Below are 19,867 nucleotides of genomic sequence, written 5' to 3'. Positions count from 1 at the left end.
ACGACGAAGGAGGCAGGGCGTGCACGTGGTGATCATGGGATGCGGCCGGGTAGGCGCATCCCTTGCCGCGGCGCTGGAGCGACTGGGGCACGAAGTCGCCATCATCGACAAGACCCAGCAGGCGTTCCGGCGGCTCGGCAGTGATTTCCACGGTCAGCAGGTGGTCGGCGTCGGATTCGACCGGCAGGTGCTGATCGAGGCCGGGATCGAACGCGCGGGGGCCTTCGCGGCGGTGTCCAGCGGCGACAACTCCAACATCATCTCGGCTCGCGTGGCCAGGGAGAACTTCGGCATCGACAAGGTCGTCGCCAGGATCTACGACCACAAGCGCGCCGCGGTCTACGAACGGCTCGGCATCCCGACCGTGGCGACCGTGCCGTGGACGACCGACCGGTTCCTGCGCACCCTGCTGCCCGACGGCGTCGCCTCGGAGTGGCGGGACCCCTCGGGCAGCGTGGCGCTCCTGCGGCTCCCCCTGCACGAGGGCTGGATCGGGCACAGCGTGCGCGACCTGCAGGACACCACGGGCGCGCGGGTCGCGTTCATCATGCGGTTCGGCACCGCCGTCCTGCCCGACACCAAGGCCGTGATCCAGGCGGACGACGTCGTGTACGTCGCCGCGAAATCAGGCACCGTCAGCGACGTGACCAGCGTCGCCGCTCGCGAACCGGAAGAGGAGAACTGATGCGGGTCGCGATTGCCGGGGCCGGCGCGGTCGGCCGGTCGATCGCCGCGGAGCTGATCGACGGGCGTCACCAGGTGATGCTCATCGAACGCGAGGCCGACCAGTTCGAGCCGCACACCGTGGACCAGGCCGACTGGGTGCTGGGCGACGCGTGCGAGGTGTCGATCCTGGAGGAGTCCGGGATCGAGCAGTGCGACGTCGTGATCGCCGCGACCGGTGACGACAAGGCGAATCTCGTGGTCTCGCTGCTGGCGAAGACCGAGTTCGCGGTGCGCCGGGTGGTGGCGCGGGTGAACAACCCGGCCAACGAGTGGCTGTTCAACGACGCCTGGGGCGTCGACGTCGCCGTGTCGACCCCGCGGATGCTCGCGGCGATGGTCGAGGAGGCGGTGAGCGTCGGCGATCTGGTGCGGCTGATGACGTTCCGGCAGAGCCAGGCGAACCTCGTCGAACTCACCCTCCCGGAGGAGACCCCGCTGGCGGGCAAGGCCGTCAGCGAGATCAACCTGCCGAGGGACGCCGCGCTGGTGACGATCCTGCGCGGCGACCGGGTGATCGTTCCGCAGCCCGAGGACCCGCTGGAGCCGGGTGACGAGCTGCTGTTCGTGGCGACGTCGGACGTGGAGCCGGAGATCCGGACCGCGCTGGGATATTAGAAGCGGGGCTATTAATTCTCCGTGGCGGGCGCCTGCGCGTACTTCGCGCGCAGGCGAGCCTCGACCTCTTCGTCGGTCTCCTCGGCGGGGGCTTCCTCGGCCAGCGCCTTGAGGTGCTTGTCCGACCGCCGCACCGCCCAGACGACGGCGAGCAGGCCGAGCGCGTACAGCGGGTAGCCCATCGCGATCTTCGCGAAGGCCAGCCAGCCGGTGTAGTCCTCGTCGTACAGCCAGCGCTGCACGACGAACCGGGCACCGAAGATCAGCGCCATGGCACCGGTCGCGATCGAATAGGCGATCAGCGACTTCTTGTCCTTGCGCCAGGCGTGGCCGCTGCCGTTGAGCGCGTTCCACACCACCCCGGCGAGCGGCCAGCGCACGACGATCGACAGCACGAAGACGCCGCAATAGACCAGGCTCGTCCAGATGCCGAACAGGAAGAAGCCCTTGGCCGATCCGGTCCGGTAGGCGATGAACGCCGCGATCGCGACGCCGAAGAACCCGGAGATCGCGGGCTGCAGCGGCTCCTTGCGCACGACCCGCAGCACGGTGATCGCCACCGCGCTGCCCACCGCGGCCCAGATGCCGACCGTCAGGCCGAAGATGGCGTTCGCGATGACGAACACGATGACCGGCAGCGAGGAATAGAAGAGTCCCGACAGCCCGCCCATCTGTTCCAGGAGGGTGGGCTGCGGCTTGTTGTCGTCGTCGGCCGGTTCCCCGGTCTTCTTCTGCTCGCCGCCGGCGGGTTCAGTCACGATGCGGGATCAACTCACAGGGCTCTGAAGTTCGTAATAAGGGTTGTAAAGCACCTTCTGACCATCACGTTCGGCCATCCGGCCGCGCACCTTGATGGTTCGCCCGGGTTCGATCCCGGGGATCCGGCGGCGTCCGAGCCAGATTAGCGTCACACCCTGTGTGCCGTCGAACAGCTCGGCCTGCAGGGTCGCCGCCTCGTTGGTCGGGCAGAGCTCCACGCTGCGGAGTCTGCCGAGCACCGTCACCTCTTGTCCCGACCGGCAGTCGCAGGCGCGCTGCGCTCCGCCGGCCTCGGATTTTTCGGACAGATCGTCGGCGTCGAGATCCTCGACGTCGCTGGTCAGCTTGCGGACCAGCCGGCTGAAGTAGCCGCCGTCTTTGGCGGGCATAACGGTGCTCCTGTGCTCCGGGGCCCCCGACTTGAACGGCCCGTGCGTAATCCAGCGTAACTGTGCTCGGACCAGGACAACGGGTTTGGGAGAAGATCGCAACGTGACCTCCGCTATTCCGCCTACGACGGCGGTAGTACTCCCCGGCACCGGGTCCGACGAAGTGTTCGTGCGCGGCGTGTTCTCCGGGCCGCTGCGGGCGCTCGGCGTCCGGTTGCTCGCCCCGCCACCACCCGCGGGAGACCGCCTCGCGGACGGCTATCTCGCGGTGCTGGACAGGCTGTCCGCCGAGCACGGTCCGCTGCTCGTCGGCGGCATCTCGTTCGGCGCGCACCTCTCGGCGGAGTGGGCGGTCCGCAATCCGGGCCGCTGCACCGGCCTGCTGGCCTCGCTCCCGGCCTGGAACGGCCCGGCCGGGCGCGCACCCGCGTCGCTCGCCGCGCGGCTGTCAGCGGATCTGGTGGCCGAAAACGGGGTCGACGGCGCGCTGGCGAAATCGTCCGACGGCGTCCCGGACTGGCTCTCCGCGGAGCTCGGCCGCGCGTGGCGGCGGCACGGCGACGGACTGGCGGCGAGCCTGCGGACGGCCGCGTCGCGTCCCGCCCCGTCGCTCGAAGACCTCAAGGGGCTCGACGTGCCCGTGGGAATCGGCACGTGCGTGGACGATCCGATCCATCCGACGGAGGTCGCCCGAGCCTGGGCGGACGCCCTGCCGCGCGCCGAGGTCGGCGAGTCGACGCTCACCGCCCTCGGCGCGGACCGGGAATCCCTGGGCCGGGCGACCGTGCTGGCCTGGCTACGGGCCCGGGCGCGGGGGTCGTGAGTGTTTCGGGTCGTTCTAACGACATTTTTCACTCACGACCAGCCCGGCCGACGCCTCACCCGCCCCATCAGTCACACCGGCCACAGGAACACTCGTCGCCGGACCCGGTCACGCCCGCAACCGGCAACCGCGACACGAAGGGGTCTTTTCCCGCATGCGATGCGGGGAAAGACCCCTTCGGCACGGTTCTGAAAGCCCGGAACTAAGCCTGCTGTTCGGCGATGTGCTGCGCGACGGCGTCGGGCAGCGTGATGGTCAGCGGGGTGCGGACCGGCATCGGCGCGTCACCGCGGTCGACGATGGTGTGCCGCACGATCTCCCGCAGCACCGCGGGCGCCTGCGACGCCTGCGACTGCGGACCGGCGATGACGCCGCGGAGCATCCAGCGCGGGCCGTCGACCCCGACGAACCGCAGCGCGACGTCGCCGACGATCGCGGACAGCTCCAGCCCCCACTCCCCCATGCCGACCGAGACCTTGGCGCCGTCGGCCCGCAGCTGCTCGGTGAGCTCGGTGCTGACGTCCTTCCACAGGCCGCCGGACCGGGGCGCCGCGTAACCGCTGACGGTGATCTGACCTTGCTCGGTGACGACGTGCACCGCGCGGACGCCGCCGCTCTCCGGGTCCATCTCGACCTGGACCTGGGAACCGTCGGGCACCGGCACCTTCACCGAACCGAGGTCGATCCTCGGGATGCCGTCCTCGGGCGCGTCGGCGAGGTCGAAGGGGCCGTCGGAGGTTTCCGACAGCTGCGACTCGATGTCCTCGTCGGTGTCTTCGCTGTCGCCGTCAGGACGCTCCACGACCTCGGGCGCGGCGTGCCGTCCGCTCGGCTTCGCGCGCTTGCGTCCGAAAATCCCCACTAGTTCTCCGTTCCTTCCCTGGCTCCGGCTCCCAGTGTGGCGTGTCCGCCCGTGGAGCCATACCCACCCTCGCCGCGCTCGGAGGTCCCGAGCTCGGCGACCTCGACGAATTCAGCCTGTTCGACCCGTTGCACGATCAGCTGCGCGATCCGGTCGCCGCGGGTGAGCACGACCTTCTCGGAGAGATCATGGTTGATCAGGCAGACGCGGATCTCACCGCGGTACCCGGAGTCGATCGTGCCCGGGGTGTTGACGACCGAGAGGCCGACCCGGGCCGCGAGACCCGAACGAGGATGGACGAAGCCCGCGTAGCCGGGCGGCAGGGCGATCGCGACGCCCGTCCCGACCACGCCGCGTTCGCCGGGCGCGAGCACGAGATCCGAGGTGGTGACGAGGTCGGCGCCCGCGTCACCGGGGCGCGCGTAGGCGGGTAGGGGGACCGAAGGATCGATCCGGGAAAGCAGTACCTGAACGGTGGACACGGGCGGCGAGACTACCCTGAAGGCGTGGGTGAAAGCGTGAACACGGCCGAAGGCGGCGCCGTCAAGCATTCAGAGCGGCTCTACGTCCCGTGGTGGGGCTGGCCGTTGCCGCTGCTGGGCGGCGGGCTGCTGGCGGCGGAGATCGACATGGGCTATCCCGGGCTCCGCGGCTGGCTGCCGTACGTGGTGCTGATCCCCGCGGTGATCGCGCTGATGATCTCGCTCGGCCGGTCGAAGGTGAAGGTGACCGGCGGCGACGGACCGGAGCTGTGGCTGCGCGACGCGCACCTGCCGCTGAAGTTCGTCGGCGACGTCGAGGTCATCGACAAGGAGGCGAAGCGCAAGGCGCTCGGCCGTGACGCCGATCCTGCCGCCTTCGTGCTGCACCGGGGCTGGGTCGGTCCGGTCGTGCGGGTCTGGCTCACCGATCCCGAAGACCCGACGCCGTACTGGCTGTTCAGCACGCGCCATCCGGAGAAGGTGGCGGCGCTGCTGCGCCGGACCGCTTCGAAGTCCTCGACGTAGGGCACCAGGGCACAGGAAAGGGGGCCGGCCACATGGCCGGCCCCCTTATTCCTGTTCAGTCCCCGAAACCCCTGTCGCGCCGTCCCCTGTGCCCGTAGGCTCAGGCGCAGTCGCGGCAGATGAGCCGTCCGCCACTCTCCTCTGCCAGCCTGCTGCGGTGATGCACCAGGAAGCAGACGGAGCAGGTGAACTCGTCGGCCTGCTTGGGCACGACCTTCACGGTCAGGTCCTCCCCGGAAAGTCCGGAGAGGTCCGCGCCCGGCAGCTCGAAGTTCTCGGCGGTCGCGTCCTCGTCGACGTCCACGACGCCGGACTGGTTTTCGTTACGCCTTGCCTTCAGCTCTTCCAACGAGTCTTCGGCCAGCTCGTCGGCTTCGCTGCGGCGCGGAGCGTCGTAGTCGGTCGCCATTAGTCCCTCACCCCTGCGATGCTTTCGATGTCAGATGGCCCGGACCCGCGAGCGCGCGGCTCGTGAGTCCTTCGTGCCGCTGGTTAACGTCCCAGCGCCCCTGTTTGTGCCCGGCTGGGCAGTGAGCGAGGTCTCTCTTTTGCGCCTCTTACTGCCGCCTGAGCCCGCGAAGGGTAGCTCACCTCGATACCGGCTCTGCAACGAGTCAGACATTGCCGCGATTACGTCACCCAACAGGGGGAACAGGAGGGGAGGCGGAGGAAACCATTGTCAAAGACGCCTGTCGTCCGAATGGGTTGCCCCGGCGTCGGGTACCTCACCCCATGGGCTCGGCCGCTTGCCCGGAGTGGCCGTCGCGTGGTGCTATCCGGAGGCCCGCGCCGATCACCTCCGCCGCAACGCATAGGCTGATCGGACACGATGGTGAGATGAAGCACCGTCCGGGGATCCGGGCTTTGGGGAAGGGACTGGCAGGTGGCGTCGGGGAACGGCATCGGGGACCGCGGGGCGAGGCCGTATCGCAAGCACAAGCCGCTGCCCGCACTCATCGTCATCGGGGTGCTGGCGCTCGGCGCGGTGATCGTCTGGGTGAACGTCGTGGCGAGCAACGCCGACATCGACGCCAAGATCCAGTGCACTCCTCCGCCCATCCCCCAGGAGGGCGTCACCTACACGCCGCTGGCGCACGACGGGCTCGACGACCGCGCGCCGGTGCCGCCGGACAAGGTCGCCGTCCAGGTGCTCAACGGCTCCCAGGTCCGCGGCCAGGGCGGCATCGCCACCAACACGCTCCGCGAACTGGGCTTCACCCAGATCCTCGAGCCCGCCAGTGACCCGGCCTACAAGAACGCCGAGGCCAAGTGCCGCGGCCAGATCCGGTTCGGCGAGAACGGCGCGGCCGCGGCCCGCACGCTGAGCCTGGTGATCCCGTGCGCCGAACTGGTCAAGGACAACCGCAAGGACGCTTCGGTCACGCTCACCACCGGCACCCTGCTCGGCGACATCCGCCCGAAGACGGAGGCCCGCAAGGTCCTCGACCAGCTCACGCAGTGGTCGAAGGCGCAGCAGGGCAGCGGCGGCGGCGAACAGTCCGCGGGCGGCGGTGCCCCGGTCATCGACCAGGCGCTGCTGAAGGCCGCCCGCGAAGCGCCCTGCTGACCTTCCGTCAGATCGTGCCCACGCCCGAGTCGATCAGCGCCTGACGCAGCGGCGCGGCGATCGACGGCGCCACCGCGAACGTCGCGTCCGGTCCCAATTCGGTCTCCTCCCCCGGCAGCGACACCAGGGCGCCCGCTTCGGCCGCTATGAGCGCCCCAGCGGCCCAGTCCCACCGTCCGAGACCGTGTTCGACGTAGGCGTCCAGCCAGCCCGCCGCGACCGCGCACAGGTCCAACGAGGCGGCCCCGTTGCGCCGGACGTCCCGCACCCGCGTCGCCAGTTCCGCGACGAACCGGGCCTGCTTCGTCCGCCGTTCGACCTTGTAGGCGAACCCGGTGCCGACGAGTGTCAGGTCGAGCCGCTCGGGGGTGTTGACCGACAGCGGCCGCCCGTCGAGGAACGCGCCCTGCCCGCGCGCGGCGGTCCAGCGGCGCCCGCTGACCGGTTCGACGACGGCGCCCGCCACCGACACCCCGCCGACCTGCGCGGCCACCGACACGGCGAACCACGGCAACCCGTAGAGGAAGTTCACCGTCCCGTCGATCGGGTCGACCACCCAGGTCACCCCGTCGCCGGCGGTCCCGCCGCCCTCCTCGCCGAGCACGGCGTCGTCCGGGCGCAGTTCGGCGAGCCGGGCGCGCACCAGCCGTTCCGACTCGTGGTCCACCGCGGTCACCACGTCGGTGTCGGCGGATTTGGTGTCCACCCGCACCTCGCGGCCCGCGTTCATCCCGGTCCAGGCCTCGTGGACCAGTTCGGCGGCCTCGCCCGCGACACGCTCGGCGACACTCTTCAGCAACGTCTCGTCAACTCCCACGCCCGCCATGTCACCACATCCGGTTAAAGTCTCCGAGGCAGGCTTCTGAATCGTGCGAGAAGGGACCACGTCCGTGGTGGAGGCGACCCGAGGTTTCGGTATCGACATCGGCGGCAGCGGGATCAAGGGCGCGCTGGTGGACTTGGCGCAAGGACAGCTGATCGGCGACCGGATCCGAATCGACACGCCGAAGCCGTCCACGCCCGAGGCGGTGGCGGACGTCGTCGCGGAGATCACCGGCCAGGCGGGCTGGGACGGCCCGGTGGGCGTCACCCTGCCCGCGGTGGTCAAGAAGGGGGTCGCGCACACCGCGGCCAACATCGACCGCAAGTGGATCGGCACCGACGCCGACGCCCTGTTCGCCAAGCGGCTCGGCCGCGGCGTGGACCAGGTCGCGATGCTCAACGACGCGGACGCCGCCGGGATGGCCGAGATCCGCTGGGGCGACCCGGTCGCGCGGCGCGGCGTGACGGCGCTGCTGACCTTCGGCACCGGCATCGGCAGCGCGGTCTTCCAGGACGGCAAGCTCGTGCCCAACACCGAGTTCGGCCACATCGAGGTCGATGGTCACGATGCGGAAAAGAAAGCCGCGGCGTCGGTGAAGGACAACGAAGACCTCTCGTATCCCGAATGGGCGGAACGGGTGAACAGGTATCTCTCCGTGCTGGAAAACCTGATCTGGCCGGATCTGTTCATCGTCGGCGGCGGGGTCAGCAAGAAATCGCACAAGTGGGTCCCACTGTTGGAGATCCGCACGCCGGTCATCGTCGCGTCCTTGCAGAACAACGCGGGCATCGTCGGCGCGGCGGCCGCCGCCGCGGAGGGCATCGAGCACTGACGCGACCGTGCTGACATCCGTGCCGCGGATGTCACTTCGGCGGGTCGCACGGCGTGTCGCGCCCGCCGGTTGGTGGGTTGCGCCGCGACGCTGTCACGTATCGTCGTTACAATGGAACACGGCCCACGGCGGCGGCACCCACGAGATCGAGGGAAACCGCAGGCCGAGGGGTGTTCCCCGAAGTTTGAGGCAGCCGAGACCATCACGCCTCGGCTCGTCATGATCGACCGCTGCGAAAGGGCGTAAGTGGCAGCCGCAAGAACCGCAACCCGAAGCGGGACGAAGACAGCGACCGCAGCCGGCGAGCCGGCCGACGAGGCAGCCACCGACGCGGCGAAGCCCGCGGCGCGCAAGACCGCCGCCAAGGCGGCCGGCGCGAAGAAGGCCCCGGCGAAGAAGGCTCCGGCCAAGAAACCCACCACCAAGGGCGCCAAGACCGAAGACGGCGATCCGGAAGACGGTCCCGGCGAGCTCGACGAGGCCGACCTCGAAACCCCGGATCTGTCCGATCTGGAAGAGGTCGAGGTGGACGTCGTCGACGCTTCCGTCACCGAGGAGACGGAAGAGGACGCGGAGTCCGAGGAGGACGTCGAAGAGACGCCCGCCCGCGGGCGCCGGACGTCGACCGACAAGAACGCCGGGAAGACCTCCGACAACCCGGACTTCGTCTGGGACGAGGAAGAGTCCGAGGCGCTGCGCCAGGCCCGCAAGGACGCCGAGCTCACCGCTTCGGCCGACTCGGTCCGCGCGTACCTCAAGCAGATCGGCAAGGTCGCCCTGCTGAACGCCGAGGAGGAGGTGGAGCTCGCCAAGCGCATCGAGGCCGGGCTCTACGCCGCCGAGCGCGTCCGCAACGCCGAGGAGGAGGGCGAGAAGCTCGTCACCCAGATGCGGCGCGACCTCAAGTGGATCGTGCGCGACGGTGAGCGGGCGAAGAACCACCTCCTGGAGGCGAACCTCCGGCTCGTGGTCTCCCTGGCCAAGCGCTATACCGGCCGTGGCATGGCGTTCCTGGACCTGATCCAGGAAGGCAACCTCGGTCTGATCCGCGCGGTCGAGAAGTTCGACTACACCAAGGGCTACAAGTTCTCCACGTACGCCACCTGGTGGATCCGGCAGGCGATCACCCGCGCGATGGCCGACCAGGCCCGCACCATCCGTATCCCGGTGCACATGGTCGAGGTCATCAACAAGCTCGGCCGTATACAGCGTGAACTGTTGCAGGACCTCGGTCGCGAGCCCACTCCCGAAGAGCTCGCGAAGGAAATGGACATCTCCCCGGAGAAGGTCCTCGAGATCCAGCAGTACGCCCGCGAGCCGATCTCGCTCGACCAGACCATCGGCGACGAGGGCGACTCGCAGCTCGGTGACTTCATCGAGGACTCCGAGGCCGTCGTCGCGGTCGACGCGGTGTCGTTCACGCTGCTGCAGGACCAGCTCCAGTCGGTGCTGCAGACGCTGTCCGAACGTGAGGCGGGTGTGGTGCGGCTGCGGTTCGGCCTCACCGACGGCCAGCCGCGCACGCTCGACGAGATCGGCCAGGTTTACGGGGTGACCCGTGAGCGCATCCGGCAGATCGAGTCGAAGACGATGTCGAAGCTGCGTCACCCGTCGCGTTCGCAGGTGCTGCGCGACTACCTGGACTGAGTTTCAAGTTCACGGAAGACCCCGTCACCGATTTCGGTGGCGGGGTTTTTCGCGTCCGGTGTCGATTCGCGGCCAGCCCGTTCGACGCGTGGGTATGACGAAACCTCACGCGACCAAGAACCTCGACCGTCACGGCTCCGCGGAACTGCCCTGGAGCCGCCCGCGCGACATCCTCGCCGAGGACACGCCGACCGCCGACCTGACCTTCTTCGTGACGACCGTGCGACCCGACGGTCGTCCGCACTCGGCGGGTGTCGGGGCGGTCTGGGTGGACGACGCCCTGTACTTCAAGGGCGGGCCCGGCACCCGCCGTTCCCGCAACCTGGCGGTGAACCCGGCGTGCTCCGTCGCGGTCCGCCTGCGGGGTATCGACCTCACGCTGGAAGGCGAGGCGCACCGGATCACCGACACCGCGACGCTGGAGCGGGTGGCGGCGGTCTACCGGACCGGCGGCTGGCCCGCGACGGTGGAGGGCGACGCGCTCACGGCCCCTTTCAGCGCGCCCAGCGCGGGAGCGCCGCCCTGGCATCTGTACCGCCTCACCCTGCACCGCGCCATCGGCGTCGCGGGCGCCGAACCGCACGGCGCCACCCGCTGGGACTTCACCCCGTGACCTCGGCCGTTCCGTGAAGGACTCCTTGAGGGACCCTGGGTCCCTCAAGGAGTCCTTCACGGAACGACGCCCTCACGCGCGGCCGGTCAGGGTGGTCCACGGGACGTGCACGGTCACCCGTTCCCGCAGCTGCTCGTTCATCAGCCACAGCTCCCCCGTGGCCGGCCAGTACGACAGGTTCTGCGAGTTCACCGGCGCCTTGCCGCTCAGCCGCGACGTCGAGGTGCCGCCGACCCCGCCGTGCAGGCACGACGGATGGTCGCCCGCCACCCCGGCGTACTCCGGGCACACGCCGATCATCACGAAATATCCGTTGCGTGCCACCGCTCCCTGCATGCCCCACACCGGCGAGACGAACCCTTCCTTCGCGTGCACGGTCCCGTCGGCCGACACCTTGGGCAGGCCGGTCGCGCGGTCGAAGGGCCAGCGCAGCACCCGGCTGCCGGCGGCGTTGGAGATGTGTTCGGAAGTGACGATCGAGCCGTCGCTGTGGTCGAAGGACATCGTCGAGAGACACGGCCGCGGCCCGGGCGCGTTGGTGCAGGCGCCGCCGCCGGGATACCAGTACGCGCCGATCTGAGGCATCGCGTAGTCGTAGAACGCCGCGTGGTACTTGCCGTCCGGGCCCTTCCCGACGACGCCGGAGCTGTCGTCGACCTTCCAGAAGTGCGTCGTGTCGAAGACCCGCACCACGCCACCGGTGGTCGCGACGAACAGCCGGTTCCCGATCCAGGTCATCCCGTGCCCGTGTCCCTGCACGACGGCGAAGTTGTCGTCCGACGTCGGTTCGACGAGCAGCACGTGCCGGTAGCCCAGACCGGTCGCATCCACAAAGGACAGACGGACCATGGTGTCGCCGGGGGTGTGCCAGGACGTCGCCACGACCCGTTTGCCGCCGACCTTCCCGGTCGCCGCGTCGGCGTCGCCGGAACCGGTCAGTCCTTGCGGGATCCAGTCGTTGGTCTTGTCGTCATTGGCGTCCTCCCAGCAGAATCCCGCCGGTTTCAGCGCCGCCGCGAGATACGTGCCGTGGCACAGCGGCCGCGCCTTCCGGTTCGCCGACGACAGGATCTCCAGCAGGCCACGCGCCGGGAGTTTCTTCTCCAGGGCGGCGATCCGCGAGCCGTAGGTGTCGAAGGTCGTCCCGGAGGTCCAGCGGAAGCCGTCGACCGTGGCCGCGTCCATCCGGGGGAAGGCGGCCGCGGCGGAGGCGGCCCCGGGGATGAGCGCGAACACCAGCAGGAGTGAAGCGAGAAGTCCCAGCCTCTTCATGCCCGCGAGCCTTCCCGCCGCGCGCATACGTTCGATACAAACCGCGTCAGGACACGGAAAGTCCGCGCTCGGCCAAGGATTCCTCGACGCGCAGCCGTTCGATCCCGCGGTCGAAACCCTCCGGCAGCTCGTCCAGCCGGTGGTCGACCTCGACCTCACGGCAGGCCTGCACGAGCAGCGCGTCGTACGCCTGCTTGGTCCCGTTTCGACGGACGGCGGAAGCGCCGGAAGGAAGGTCCGCGAGCAGCCGGTGCACGCGACGGAGGTCGGCGGCGAGCTTCTCGATGGGCGGCCCGACCGGGACCTCCGGCTCGCGGCGACGGCGCCACCAGCGCAGAACGGCGGGCACTTTCAGTGCGCACCAGAAAAGCACCGACGGCGCCACGGCGACAACGGTGTACAGCGCGACGGGCCCGATGGCCATGACCCATGGTAATCCCCGGGCGGAGCACCGGAGAACCCGCGAATCCGGGCTATATTCGCGACTGTGCTGACCGAGAGCTACCGCTACCCGGACACCGGCGACCACGTCACCGGGATGTTCATCCGACGGCACGAGCCGTACGACGGCTACTGGACGGCCAGCGAGGATCGCGCTCTCGGCAAGGTCGCCGAGCAGCTCACCGCGACCCTCGGGCCGCGCGAGAAGATCAAGGCGCTCGACGCCGGTTGCGGGGAAGGACGGCTCCTCCCCTGGGTCGCCCAGTTCTCCGCGGACGTCACCGCCGCGGACCCCGACCCGGACAGGCTGGCGAAGGCCCGCGAGACCGTCGTCGAGGACACCGGGTTCTCCTTCGCCGTCTCGCCGATCACCGAACTCGACGGCGGACCGTACGACCTCGTGGTGTGCAGTCACGTCGTCCAGCACGTGCCGACGCCGGACGTCGCGCCGATCCTGCGGCGGCTGGCCGAGGTCACCGCGCCCGGCGGCGCCCTGGTGCTGGCCTACAGCCGGTCGCCGATCGGGCGGGGCGCGTTCAGTCTCGACAGCGTCGAAGCCGGCGGCGAGGTCCGCTCCCGCCGCGTGTCCCGCGACGAATTCGACAAGGCGCTGCGCGACGGCGGCGGCCCGGCGCTTCCGGTGCGCTACCTCGACCCGGCGGAGGTCGCCGCCGAAGCGGCCGACGCGGGCTGGCGCACCGACTGGGAGTGGACCTACCACGTCCTCGACGATCTCGGCCCCGTCGACGAGCACAGCGACCGCGACGAACTGGTCAACGCCTCCGGCCCGCTGCGCCGCCACCTCGGCCGGGACCTGATCACCCTGCTGCGCCGCGCCCCCGCATGACCGAGGTGCTCCTCACCTTCGCCTGGGCCGTCCCGCTGTCCGAGCGGGAGGCGGAGAAGGTGCTGGACGGCGGCCGGGACCGGGGCCTGCTGGCCCACCTCGACGGGAAACTCGGCGAGGAGTGGACGGCCGCGGAGAACTTCCTCGCCAGCTACACGACCCCGCCGCGACGCCGGGTGCTGCGCAAACGCACCGGCGGCTCACGGCTGTCGATCCGGATCGGCGCGGTCAGCCTCCCGTGCGAACTCGTCGTCACCTGGCATCCGGCCTATCACGCGATGACGCTGGTCCTCGCCACCACGATCACCGGGCGGGCGACGGACGCGCCTGCCGCCGAGTTCGATCTCGCCATCGCCGTCCTGCAGAGCCTTCAAGGCCGCGAGACGGCGAACGGGGCGGACGGGCTGCACGGCGGCTACGGCGAGAAGTCCTTCCCCTCGCTGCTCAAGGCCGTCACCCACATCTTCGAGGACCTGACCAAGGGCTGCGGGCTGACCGAAGGGCTCGGCCGCAAGGGCTGGTGCGTCGAGCTGCGGTCACACGACGGGCATCCGCCCGCCCAGCGGGTCGCCGCCGATCCCCGGCCGTTCTACGGGATGGCGACCAGCGACGAGGGCTGGCGGTTCGTGCCCCGCGAGGTCGCCAGGGAGGCGCTCGGCCCGTCGTGGGGCACGCGGTCGTTCGTCGCCGCCTACACGATGGCGGGCGGGATCGTCTGCCTCAACAGCAAGGATTCCGACTACGTCGAGCACCAGAACGAGCTGATGCGAGGCCCGTTCGGCGCGGCCGAACCGTACTTCGGCATCGACAGCGACATCGGCGGGCTCGACCACGGGATGCTCTTCATCCTCGAGCGGGTCCTGATCCGGATGGCGCTGGCCGACCAGTGGCTGCGCACCGCTCAGCGGGAAATACAGGCGCTGGCGGACAAGAAGAAGTCGCCGAGCCGCACCCGGCTGCTCCGGGGATCGCTCGACGACATCCTCGAAATGCTGCATTCGGTGCTCCCACCCGAGGTCGACTCGCTGGAGCGCCGTCTGGTCACCAGCATGGGCGTGGAGCGGATCATCGCCCAGCTCGACCGGCAGGCCGAGGCGATGGACGAGGAGACCAGGTACTCCTACGAGAACACGGTGAGCGCGCGGGTCACGCGGCTCACCGTGGTGACCGTCGTGCTGACGGTCGTCACCATCGTCCTCGGGGTCCTCCAGGTGCTCGTCTCACTCTGACCGGCGGCGCTGCTTGCGGGAGCGTTCGGCGAACAGCAGCCCGACGCCCGCGGCCACCATCAGCGCGCTCGCCACCACGTGCATCCCCGACGGGAGCAGGTGGAGCTGGACGAACCAGCTCGGGTTCGTACTCCCGAGCAGCCGGTTGATCAGCCCGCCCCCGCCCTGTACCAGCAGGAGGATTCCCAGTAGTTCGATCATCGCCGCGCCCCTTCCTTGACCCGGTCGTCGTTCTTGGAGAGCTCCTGCCACAGCGGTCCGGTGGCGAACCAGATGGCCGTCACGACCCCCATCCTCGGCAGCCAGTCCCACAGCGGCGCGACCTGCTCGGTGTCGCCGACCATGAAGATCAGCAGGAGCAGCACGCCCGAGGCGAGCCCGCAGGCCAGCACGCATTTGAACCAGTCACGCCATTCGGCGCGCAGCTTCGCCCGGCCCGTCGGCTTGGGCGGCGGAGGCGGCCCGCCCGCGAACCGGTGGGCGAAGCGCACGTCGGCCCACTTGATCATCGAGTGGCCGAACACCACGCTGAAGCCCAGGTACACCGCGGCGAGGCCGTGCACGAAGTTCGCCGTGGCGCCGTTGCGCAGGTCGATGACCGTCGCGACCAGCACGACCAGGTCGATCACCGGGGTCAGGAGCAGCAGGAACACGCTCGTCCGCTTCAGCTTGAGCAGATAGCGGGCCACGAGGCCGGCGACGATGGCGACCCAGAATCCGATCTCCCCACCGGCGACCACCGCCGCCATGGGGTTTTCCGCGATGAAGTCCCAGATCTTGTTCACGGGGTAAGCCTCTCCGAGAAGGGTGATCCTCCGCGTCGGCGTACGGACCGAGATCTCCGTCATCAGTTAGTAGGACCCCGCCGCGCGCCCCGGTGTGCTGGGATGGGGCGGTGCCCACGTTCGTCCCGCGCCTGAACCACCTCGCCGAATGGAAACAGGACCTCGTCATCGCCTTCGGCACCTGGGTCCTCGGCGTGCTGGTCTACGTGAGCGGGATGCAGGTGCTGCTGAACGGCCCGGACGACACGCCACTGTGGATCCGCCTGAGCGAACTGACCGCGATCTGCGGGCTGGAAATGCTGCGCCGTAAGATCCCGCTGGCGCTGATCTGCGCGCTGGCCGTGCTCGCCGTGGACATCACGTTCGGCCCGTCGCTGCCGATCCTCATCGTCTTCACCGACTTCCTGTACGCGACGACGCTCTACGGTTCGCGACGCACCAGCAGGCTGATGATCGGGGTCGCCGCGATCGGGACCATCGCGGTGGTCTGCCTGGCGCTGATCTTCTCGCAGTGGCGCACCGCGGTGCTCGCCGCGTTCGCGCTCCTGCCGTTCCTGGTCACCCCGGTGTGGTGGGCGGCCAACGTGCGCCAGCAGCGGGACATCGCCGACAGCGAGCGGGCGAACGCCGTCCAGCTCGCCACGATCGGCGAACTGGACCGGAAGGCCGCCGTCGCGGGGGAACGCTCGAAGATGGCGCGGGATCTGCACGACGTCATCGCCGGACATCTTTCGGCGATCGCGATCCAGTCCGAGGCCGCGCTGTCGATGGCCACCGCCGACCCGAAACTGTCCAGGCAGGTCCTGGAATCGGTGCGGGAGAACAGTGTGAGCGCGCTGGACGAGATGCGCGCGATGATCGGGCTGCTGCGCGCGGATCCCTCCACAGGGGACACCGACTTCGAGACGACCGCGCCCGCCCGGCTCGCGGAACTGTCCAAACTGGTCGAATCGGCGCGGGCGAGCGGGCTGGAGGTCGAGGTCGGCACCGTGCCGGACCTGTCCCCGCACCTGCCCGCCGCGGTCGACCTGACCGCGTACCGGATCGCGCAGGAGGCCCTCACCAACGCGGCCAAACACGCCGCAGGAGGCCGGGCCGTCCTCGACATCCGCGCCGACGGAGGCATACTCACCGTCGAAGTGCGCAACGATCTTCGTCCCGGCTCCGGCTCGGGTGACGACGGCGGGACCGGACTCGGCCTGCTGAACATGCGGGAACGCGCCGCCGCGGTGGGCGGCACTCTCGCCGCCGGGCCGTCCGGCGGTGGCTGGCTGGTCCGCGCCGAACTGCCTCTGGAGGGGTCTTGAGCGACGGGAACATCAAAGTGCTGGTCGCCGACGACCACGGCGCGATCCGTGCCGGGTTGATGATGATCCTCGGCAACGCCGAGGGCATCGAGGTGATCGGCGAGGCCGCGGACGGTGCCACCGCCGTCCGCCAGGCGAAGGCGCTGAAGCCGGACGTCGTGCTGATGGACGTCCGGATGCCCGGCGTCGACGGCATCGCGGCCACGCGGGAACTGACCGCGGAAGGCCTGTGCGAAGTCCTCGTGCTGACCACCTTCGACCTCGACGAGTACGTCCACGCCGCGCTGCGGGCCGGCGCGGCCGGGTTCCTGCTGAAGTCGGTGGAAGCGTCACGGCTGATCGAGGCGGTGAAACTGGTCGCGGCGGGCGAAGGGGTGCTCGCTCCGCAGGTCACGCGGAAGCTCATCGCCGCGTTCGCCGCCGGGACCCGCGAACCCTCGCTCGTCCCCGACGGGCTCGATGAGCTGACCGACCGCGAGCGCGAAGTGCTGGCGTGCCTGGGCGGCGGCCTGTCCAACGCGCAGATCGGCACGCGGCTGCACATCGGCGAGACCACGGTGAAGACCCACGTCTCGCGGGTGCTGACGAAACTGGAGCTGCGGTCGCGGGTGCAGGCGGCGATCCTGGCTCAGGAGAACGGCGTCGTCCTGGAGGGCTGAAAGTCCCTTTCGCCGCATGCGACGAGGCGAAGGGAGCTTTCACCGCGTCGTATGCGGGGAAAGTCCCCTTCGGCTCCCACCGATCTGCGAGGTGGGCGGCGATCTTCTAGCGTGAGCCTTCATGCGGCGAACTCTGGACGTGGACGAGGTCCTGAAGCGACAGGACTCGGGCGAGCTGAAACGCCGCCTCAAAGGACGCGACCTGATCGGCTTCGGGGTCGGCATCATCATCGGCACCGGGATCTTCACCCTCGCCGGTGTCGAGGCGAAGTCGCACGCGGGCCCGTCGGTCACGCTGTCGTTCGTGCTCGGCGCCGTCGTGGCCGGGATGGCCGCCCTCTGTTACGCCGAACTCGCGTCCAGCGTGCCGACGGCGGGAAGTGCGTACACCTACGCTTTCGCCACGCTCGGCGAGACCTTCGCCTGGATCATCGGCTGGGACCTGCTGCTGGAGTTCGCGCTCGGCGCGGCCGTCGTGTCGCGCGGCTGGTCCGGTTATCTCGCGAATCTGATGGGGCTCTCCCCCGAGTGGTTCGGTGAAGACGCGAAGGTGAACATAGGCGCGGTCGCGATCATCGCCGTGCTGACCGTGATCGCCGTGATCGGGATCAAGGAATCCGCGCGGGTGACGAATCTGCTCGTGCTGGTGAAGGTCGCGGTGTGCGTGCTGATCCTCGCGGTCGGCGTGTTCTACATCCGCGGCGAGAACCTCACCCCGTTCATCCCGGCCGCCCAGCCACCGACCGAGACCGCGGGGACCCTGCACCAGCCGATCGTGCAGGCCGCGCTCGGGCTCGAACAGTCCGTCTACGGCATCGCCGGGATGGTGACGGCCGCCGCCGTGGTCTTCTTCGCCTACACCGGTTTCGAAGCGCTCGCCAACCTCGGCGAGGAGACCGTGAACCCCAAACGCGATCTGCGGGTCGGCATCCTCGGCGCGCTCGGGGTCTGCGCGCTGCTCTACATCGGGGTCTCGCTGGTGCTGACCGGGATGGTGCCGTTCACCGAGATCGACACGGGCGCCCCGCTCGCCGACGCCTTCGACCGGGTCGGGCAGCACTGGGTGGGCGCGCTGATCTCGCTCGGCGCGGTCACCGGGCTGACGTCGGTGATGATGGTGGAACTGGTGACGATCGGCCGGATCGGATTCGCGATGGGCCGGGACGGCCTGCTGCCGAAGAAGTTCGGCACCGCGCATCCGCGGTGGGGCACGCCGCACCGGATGACCATCGCCGGTGCGGTGCTGATCGCGGTGCTCGCCGCCTTCGTCCCGATCTCCGAACTCGCCGACATGGTCAGCATCGGCGCGCTGTCGGCGATGATCATCGTCGCGCTGGCCGTCCCGGTGCTGCGCAAGCGCCGTCCGGACCTGGAGCGCCCGTTCACCGTGCCGTTCTCGCCGTACCTGCCCATCGTGGCGGCGCTGGCGTGCTTCTACCTGATGCTCAACCTGGACGTGATGACCTGGCTGCGGTTCGCCGCGTGGCTACTGCTCGGTCTGCTGATCTACGTCTTCTACGGGCGCAAGCATTCCCGTTTCGCCCATTCTCGTTTCGCACAGAACGACCTCAACCGCTCCACAGACCTGCCGTCGTGATCGCGGCGACGGCGGCTTCGGTGTCGCCGTCGTCGACCACGACCAGCATCCGCTTCAGCGCCGCGGCCACCCATTCCACCGGCTGGTCGTGCAATCCGTTGTCCCCCAAGGACGGATAGCCGTCCATAATGGACACCAAAGTTCCCTCGGCGCCGATCCGCAGGCCGGCCGCCAGCACGAAATGTCCCTCGGGCGGACGCCATCGGGACGACCACAGCGGCGGGATTCCGGTGTCGAGGTAGTCGAGCAGCGCCCGCGCGGGCGTGTCGTGCGCGCCGAACTCGGCCGGGTCTACCTCCGCGATCACGGCGACCCGCGGCAGCCTCCACAGCTCGGCCAGGAGCATGAACAACGACTGCGGTGACCGGTTCCCGGTGGCGGGCACCGCCACGAGCCGTCCACCCGAGAGCATGCCGATCGCCCGCGCCAGGCCGTCCGGCGCGGTGCCCGCCAGCGCCGCGACGTCGTCCTGGCCCGCGACGTCGAACCCCGCGGCGCGCAGGGCGGCCAGCGCCGTGAACGGCCCGGCGAGACCGTCCTTCTGCGGGAGTTCGGCCCGGGCGACGGCGACGAGGTGCTCGCCGCCGGGCAGCCAGCGGCGACCGGACAGACCCGTCCGGTCGCCGTCGATTCCGGAGGACATCAGTCTTCGAACGTCCACGACTGCATGATGAACGGTCCTTCGTTGGCGGCCCCGGCCGCGGTGTAGGTCGCCAGCGCGGCCTCGTTGTCCGTCTCGACGCCGACCCACATGCCGCGGCAACCGCGCTCCCGCGCGAGCCCGGCCAGCGCGTCGACCAGATCGCGGCCGATCCCGCGCCGCTGGTAGTCCGGGCTGACGTCGAGCTCGTTGAGGAACATCTCGGTGCCCTTGTCCGGATGCGTCACCTCGGTGCCGGTGATCATGCCCGCGGGTTCGCCGTCCTCGTACGCGATCAGGAGGTGGTTCTCCTCCCCCGCGAGGAACTTCTCGGACGCCGTCCGTTGCGCGGGCCCGTCGAACAGGTGCTGGGCGGCGACGACCTCTTCGACGGTCCTGGCCCGCCGGATCTCGGCCACGTGTCCTC

At 69.7% G+C, this 19,867-nt stretch carries 25 protein-coding genes; 13 read left to right on the top strand and 12 right to left on the bottom strand.

Annotation, left to right across the window (positions count from 1 at the left end):
• Positions 1-19 precede the first annotated feature (19 nt).
• Both B0293_RS21650 and B0293_RS21645 read left to right on the top strand, forming a co-directional pair.
• Positions 20-685 carry a potassium channel family protein gene (locus tag B0293_RS21650; RefSeq protein ID WP_005156892.1) on the top strand — a complete coding sequence of 222 codons (666 nt, stop codon included), beginning with the start codon at positions 20-22 and terminating at the stop codon, positions 683-685.
• Entirely contained in the window at positions 685-1,341 is a 657-nt protein-coding gene (locus tag B0293_RS21645; RefSeq protein WP_039917818.1) for a potassium channel family protein, read from the top strand. Before B0293_RS21650 ends, B0293_RS21645 begins: the two co-directional genes overlap by 1 nt.
• Positions 1,342-1,352: 11 nt before the next feature.
• Here the strand turns inward: B0293_RS21645 and B0293_RS21640 are convergent, their stop codons facing one another.
• Both B0293_RS21640 and B0293_RS21635 read right to left on the bottom strand, forming a co-directional pair.
• Positions 1,353-2,099, bottom strand: a complete 747-nt coding sequence (locus tag B0293_RS21640) for a DUF3159 domain-containing protein (protein WP_077241354.1) — start codon at positions 2,097-2,099, stop codon at positions 1,353-1,355.
• Between the two features lie 9 nt (positions 2,100-2,108).
• Complete coding sequence (locus B0293_RS21635; RefSeq protein WP_005164535.1) at positions 2,109-2,489, bottom strand: OB-fold nucleic acid binding domain-containing protein; 381 nt, start codon at positions 2,487-2,489, stop codon at positions 2,109-2,111.
• A 103-nt stretch (positions 2,490-2,592) separates the two neighbouring features.
• Here B0293_RS21635 and B0293_RS21630 point away from each other — a divergent pair, with 103 nt between their 5' ends.
• Positions 2,593-3,312, top strand: coding sequence for an alpha/beta fold hydrolase (locus tag B0293_RS21630; protein WP_167334567.1), 720 nt, complete (start codon positions 2,593-2,595; stop codon positions 3,310-3,312).
• Between the two features lie 202 nt (positions 3,313-3,514).
• Here the strand turns inward: B0293_RS21630 and B0293_RS21625 are convergent, their stop codons facing one another.
• Positions 3,515-4,174 carry a DUF3710 domain-containing protein gene (locus B0293_RS21625; RefSeq protein WP_005164533.1) on the bottom strand — a complete coding sequence of 220 codons (660 nt, stop codon included), beginning with the start codon at positions 4,172-4,174 and terminating at the stop codon, positions 3,515-3,517.
• Complete coding sequence (dut, locus tag B0293_RS21620; RefSeq protein WP_005164532.1) at positions 4,174-4,656, bottom strand: dUTP diphosphatase; 483 nt, start codon at positions 4,654-4,656, stop codon at positions 4,174-4,176. The genes B0293_RS21625 and dut overlap by 1 nt, the downstream gene beginning before the upstream one ends.
• A gap of 24 nt (positions 4,657-4,680) precedes the next feature.
• On the opposite strand from dut, the gene B0293_RS21615 reads away from it, so the two are divergent.
• Positions 4,681-5,181, top strand: coding sequence for a DUF3093 domain-containing protein (locus tag B0293_RS21615; protein WP_039919267.1), 501 nt, complete (start codon positions 4,681-4,683; stop codon positions 5,179-5,181).
• Between the two features lie 100 nt (positions 5,182-5,281).
• Here the strand turns inward: B0293_RS21615 and B0293_RS21610 are convergent, their stop codons facing one another.
• Positions 5,282-5,590, bottom strand: a complete 309-nt coding sequence (locus B0293_RS21610; RefSeq protein WP_005164528.1) for a DUF4193 domain-containing protein — start codon at positions 5,588-5,590, stop codon at positions 5,282-5,284.
• A gap of 474 nt (positions 5,591-6,064) precedes the next feature.
• Here B0293_RS21610 and cei point away from each other — a divergent pair, with 474 nt between their 5' ends.
• Complete coding sequence (gene cei, locus B0293_RS21605; protein ID WP_005164526.1) at positions 6,065-6,748, top strand: envelope integrity protein Cei; 684 nt, start codon at positions 6,065-6,067, stop codon at positions 6,746-6,748.
• A 7-nt stretch (positions 6,749-6,755) separates the two neighbouring features.
• Here cei and B0293_RS21600 read toward each other — a convergent pair whose 3' ends face one another.
• On the bottom strand, positions 6,756-7,574 hold the full coding sequence (locus tag B0293_RS21600; RefSeq protein WP_039919266.1) for an inositol monophosphatase family protein: 819 nt from the start codon (positions 7,572-7,574) through the stop codon (positions 6,756-6,758).
• Positions 7,575-7,641: 67 nt separating this feature from the next.
• On the opposite strand from B0293_RS21600, the gene ppgK reads away from it, so the two are divergent.
• From ppgK to B0293_RS21585, 3 genes are all read left to right on the top strand, one after another.
• Positions 7,642-8,403 (top strand): polyphosphate--glucose phosphotransferase, encoded by a 762-nt coding sequence (gene ppgK, locus B0293_RS21595; protein ID WP_005164522.1) that lies wholly within the window; start codon positions 7,642-7,644, stop codon positions 8,401-8,403.
• Positions 8,404-8,649: 246 nt separating this feature from the next.
• Positions 8,650-10,050 (top strand): RNA polymerase sigma factor, encoded by a 1,401-nt coding sequence (locus tag B0293_RS21590; RefSeq protein WP_005164520.1) that lies wholly within the window; start codon positions 8,650-8,652, stop codon positions 10,048-10,050.
• Positions 10,051-10,144: 94 nt separating this feature from the next.
• Positions 10,145-10,663 carry a pyridoxamine 5'-phosphate oxidase family protein gene (locus B0293_RS21585; protein ID WP_005164517.1) on the top strand — a complete coding sequence of 173 codons (519 nt, stop codon included), beginning with the start codon at positions 10,145-10,147 and terminating at the stop codon, positions 10,661-10,663.
• A gap of 72 nt (positions 10,664-10,735) precedes the next feature.
• On the opposite strand, the gene B0293_RS21580 is transcribed toward B0293_RS21585, so the two are convergent.
• Both B0293_RS21580 and B0293_RS21575 read right to left on the bottom strand, forming a co-directional pair.
• A complete protein-coding gene (locus tag B0293_RS21580; RefSeq protein ID WP_245192059.1) occupies positions 10,736-11,935 on the bottom strand; it encodes a hypothetical protein in 1,200 nt (399 codons plus the stop codon).
• A gap of 46 nt (positions 11,936-11,981) precedes the next feature.
• The gene (locus B0293_RS21575) at positions 11,982-12,359 is read right to left on the bottom strand and encodes a hypothetical protein (protein ID WP_005164512.1); all 378 of its coding nucleotides are present in this window, start codon (positions 12,357-12,359) and stop codon (positions 11,982-11,984) included.
• 63 nt (positions 12,360-12,422) lie between these two features.
• Between B0293_RS21575 and B0293_RS21570 the strand changes: the two genes are divergently transcribed.
• Both B0293_RS21570 and B0293_RS21565 read left to right on the top strand, forming a co-directional pair.
• On the top strand, positions 12,423-13,223 hold the full coding sequence (locus B0293_RS21570) for a class I SAM-dependent methyltransferase (RefSeq protein WP_005164511.1): 801 nt from the start codon (positions 12,423-12,425) through the stop codon (positions 13,221-13,223).
• Positions 13,220-14,452: a hypothetical protein gene (locus B0293_RS21565; RefSeq protein ID WP_005164510.1), complete on the top strand. Its 1,233-nt coding sequence runs from the start codon at positions 13,220-13,222 to the stop codon at positions 14,450-14,452. Before B0293_RS21570 ends, B0293_RS21565 begins: the two co-directional genes overlap by 4 nt.
• Here B0293_RS21565 and B0293_RS21560 read toward each other — a convergent pair.
• Positions 14,444-14,653, bottom strand: a complete 210-nt coding sequence (locus tag B0293_RS21560) for a hypothetical protein (protein ID WP_005164509.1) — start codon at positions 14,651-14,653, stop codon at positions 14,444-14,446. The two genes, B0293_RS21565 and B0293_RS21560, sit on opposite strands and share 9 nt — an antisense overlap.
• Positions 14,650-15,237, bottom strand: coding sequence for a hypothetical protein (locus B0293_RS21555; protein ID WP_005164507.1), 588 nt, complete (start codon positions 15,235-15,237; stop codon positions 14,650-14,652). Before B0293_RS21555 ends, B0293_RS21560 begins: the two co-directional genes overlap by 4 nt.
• Positions 15,238-15,347: 110 nt before the next feature.
• On the opposite strand from B0293_RS21555, the gene B0293_RS21550 reads away from it, so the two are divergent.
• The 3 genes from B0293_RS21550 to B0293_RS21540 all read left to right on the top strand — a co-directional run bounded on the left by B0293_RS21550 (position 15,348) and on the right by B0293_RS21540 (position 18,800).
• A complete protein-coding gene (locus B0293_RS21550; protein ID WP_005164504.1) occupies positions 15,348-16,544 on the top strand; it encodes a sensor histidine kinase in 1,197 nt (398 codons plus the stop codon).
• Entirely contained in the window at positions 16,541-17,203 is a 663-nt protein-coding gene (locus B0293_RS21545; protein ID WP_005164501.1) for a response regulator, read from the top strand. Before B0293_RS21550 ends, B0293_RS21545 begins: the two co-directional genes overlap by 4 nt.
• Positions 17,204-17,342: 139 nt before the next feature.
• Positions 17,343-18,800: an APC family permease gene (locus tag B0293_RS21540; RefSeq protein WP_005164499.1), complete on the top strand. Its 1,458-nt coding sequence runs from the start codon at positions 17,343-17,345 to the stop codon at positions 18,798-18,800.
• Here B0293_RS21540 and B0293_RS21535 read toward each other — a convergent pair.
• Positions 18,772-19,443: a DUF6885 family protein gene (locus B0293_RS21535; protein ID WP_005164497.1), complete on the bottom strand. Its 672-nt coding sequence runs from the start codon at positions 19,441-19,443 to the stop codon at positions 18,772-18,774. The two genes, B0293_RS21540 and B0293_RS21535, sit on opposite strands and share 29 nt — an antisense overlap.
• Positions 19,443-19,859 carry a GNAT family N-acetyltransferase gene (locus tag B0293_RS21530; RefSeq protein WP_005164495.1) on the bottom strand — a complete coding sequence of 139 codons (417 nt, stop codon included), beginning with the start codon at positions 19,857-19,859 and terminating at the stop codon, positions 19,443-19,445. Before B0293_RS21530 ends, B0293_RS21535 begins: the two co-directional genes overlap by 1 nt.
• Positions 19,860-19,867: the final 8 nt, after the last annotated feature.

The organism is Amycolatopsis azurea DSM 43854, assembly GCF_001995215.1.
In the GTDB taxonomy this organism is placed as follows: domain Bacteria; phylum Actinomycetota; class Actinomycetes; order Mycobacteriales; family Pseudonocardiaceae; genus Amycolatopsis; species Amycolatopsis azurea.
This window is presented reverse-complemented; position numbering and strand designations above follow the sequence as displayed.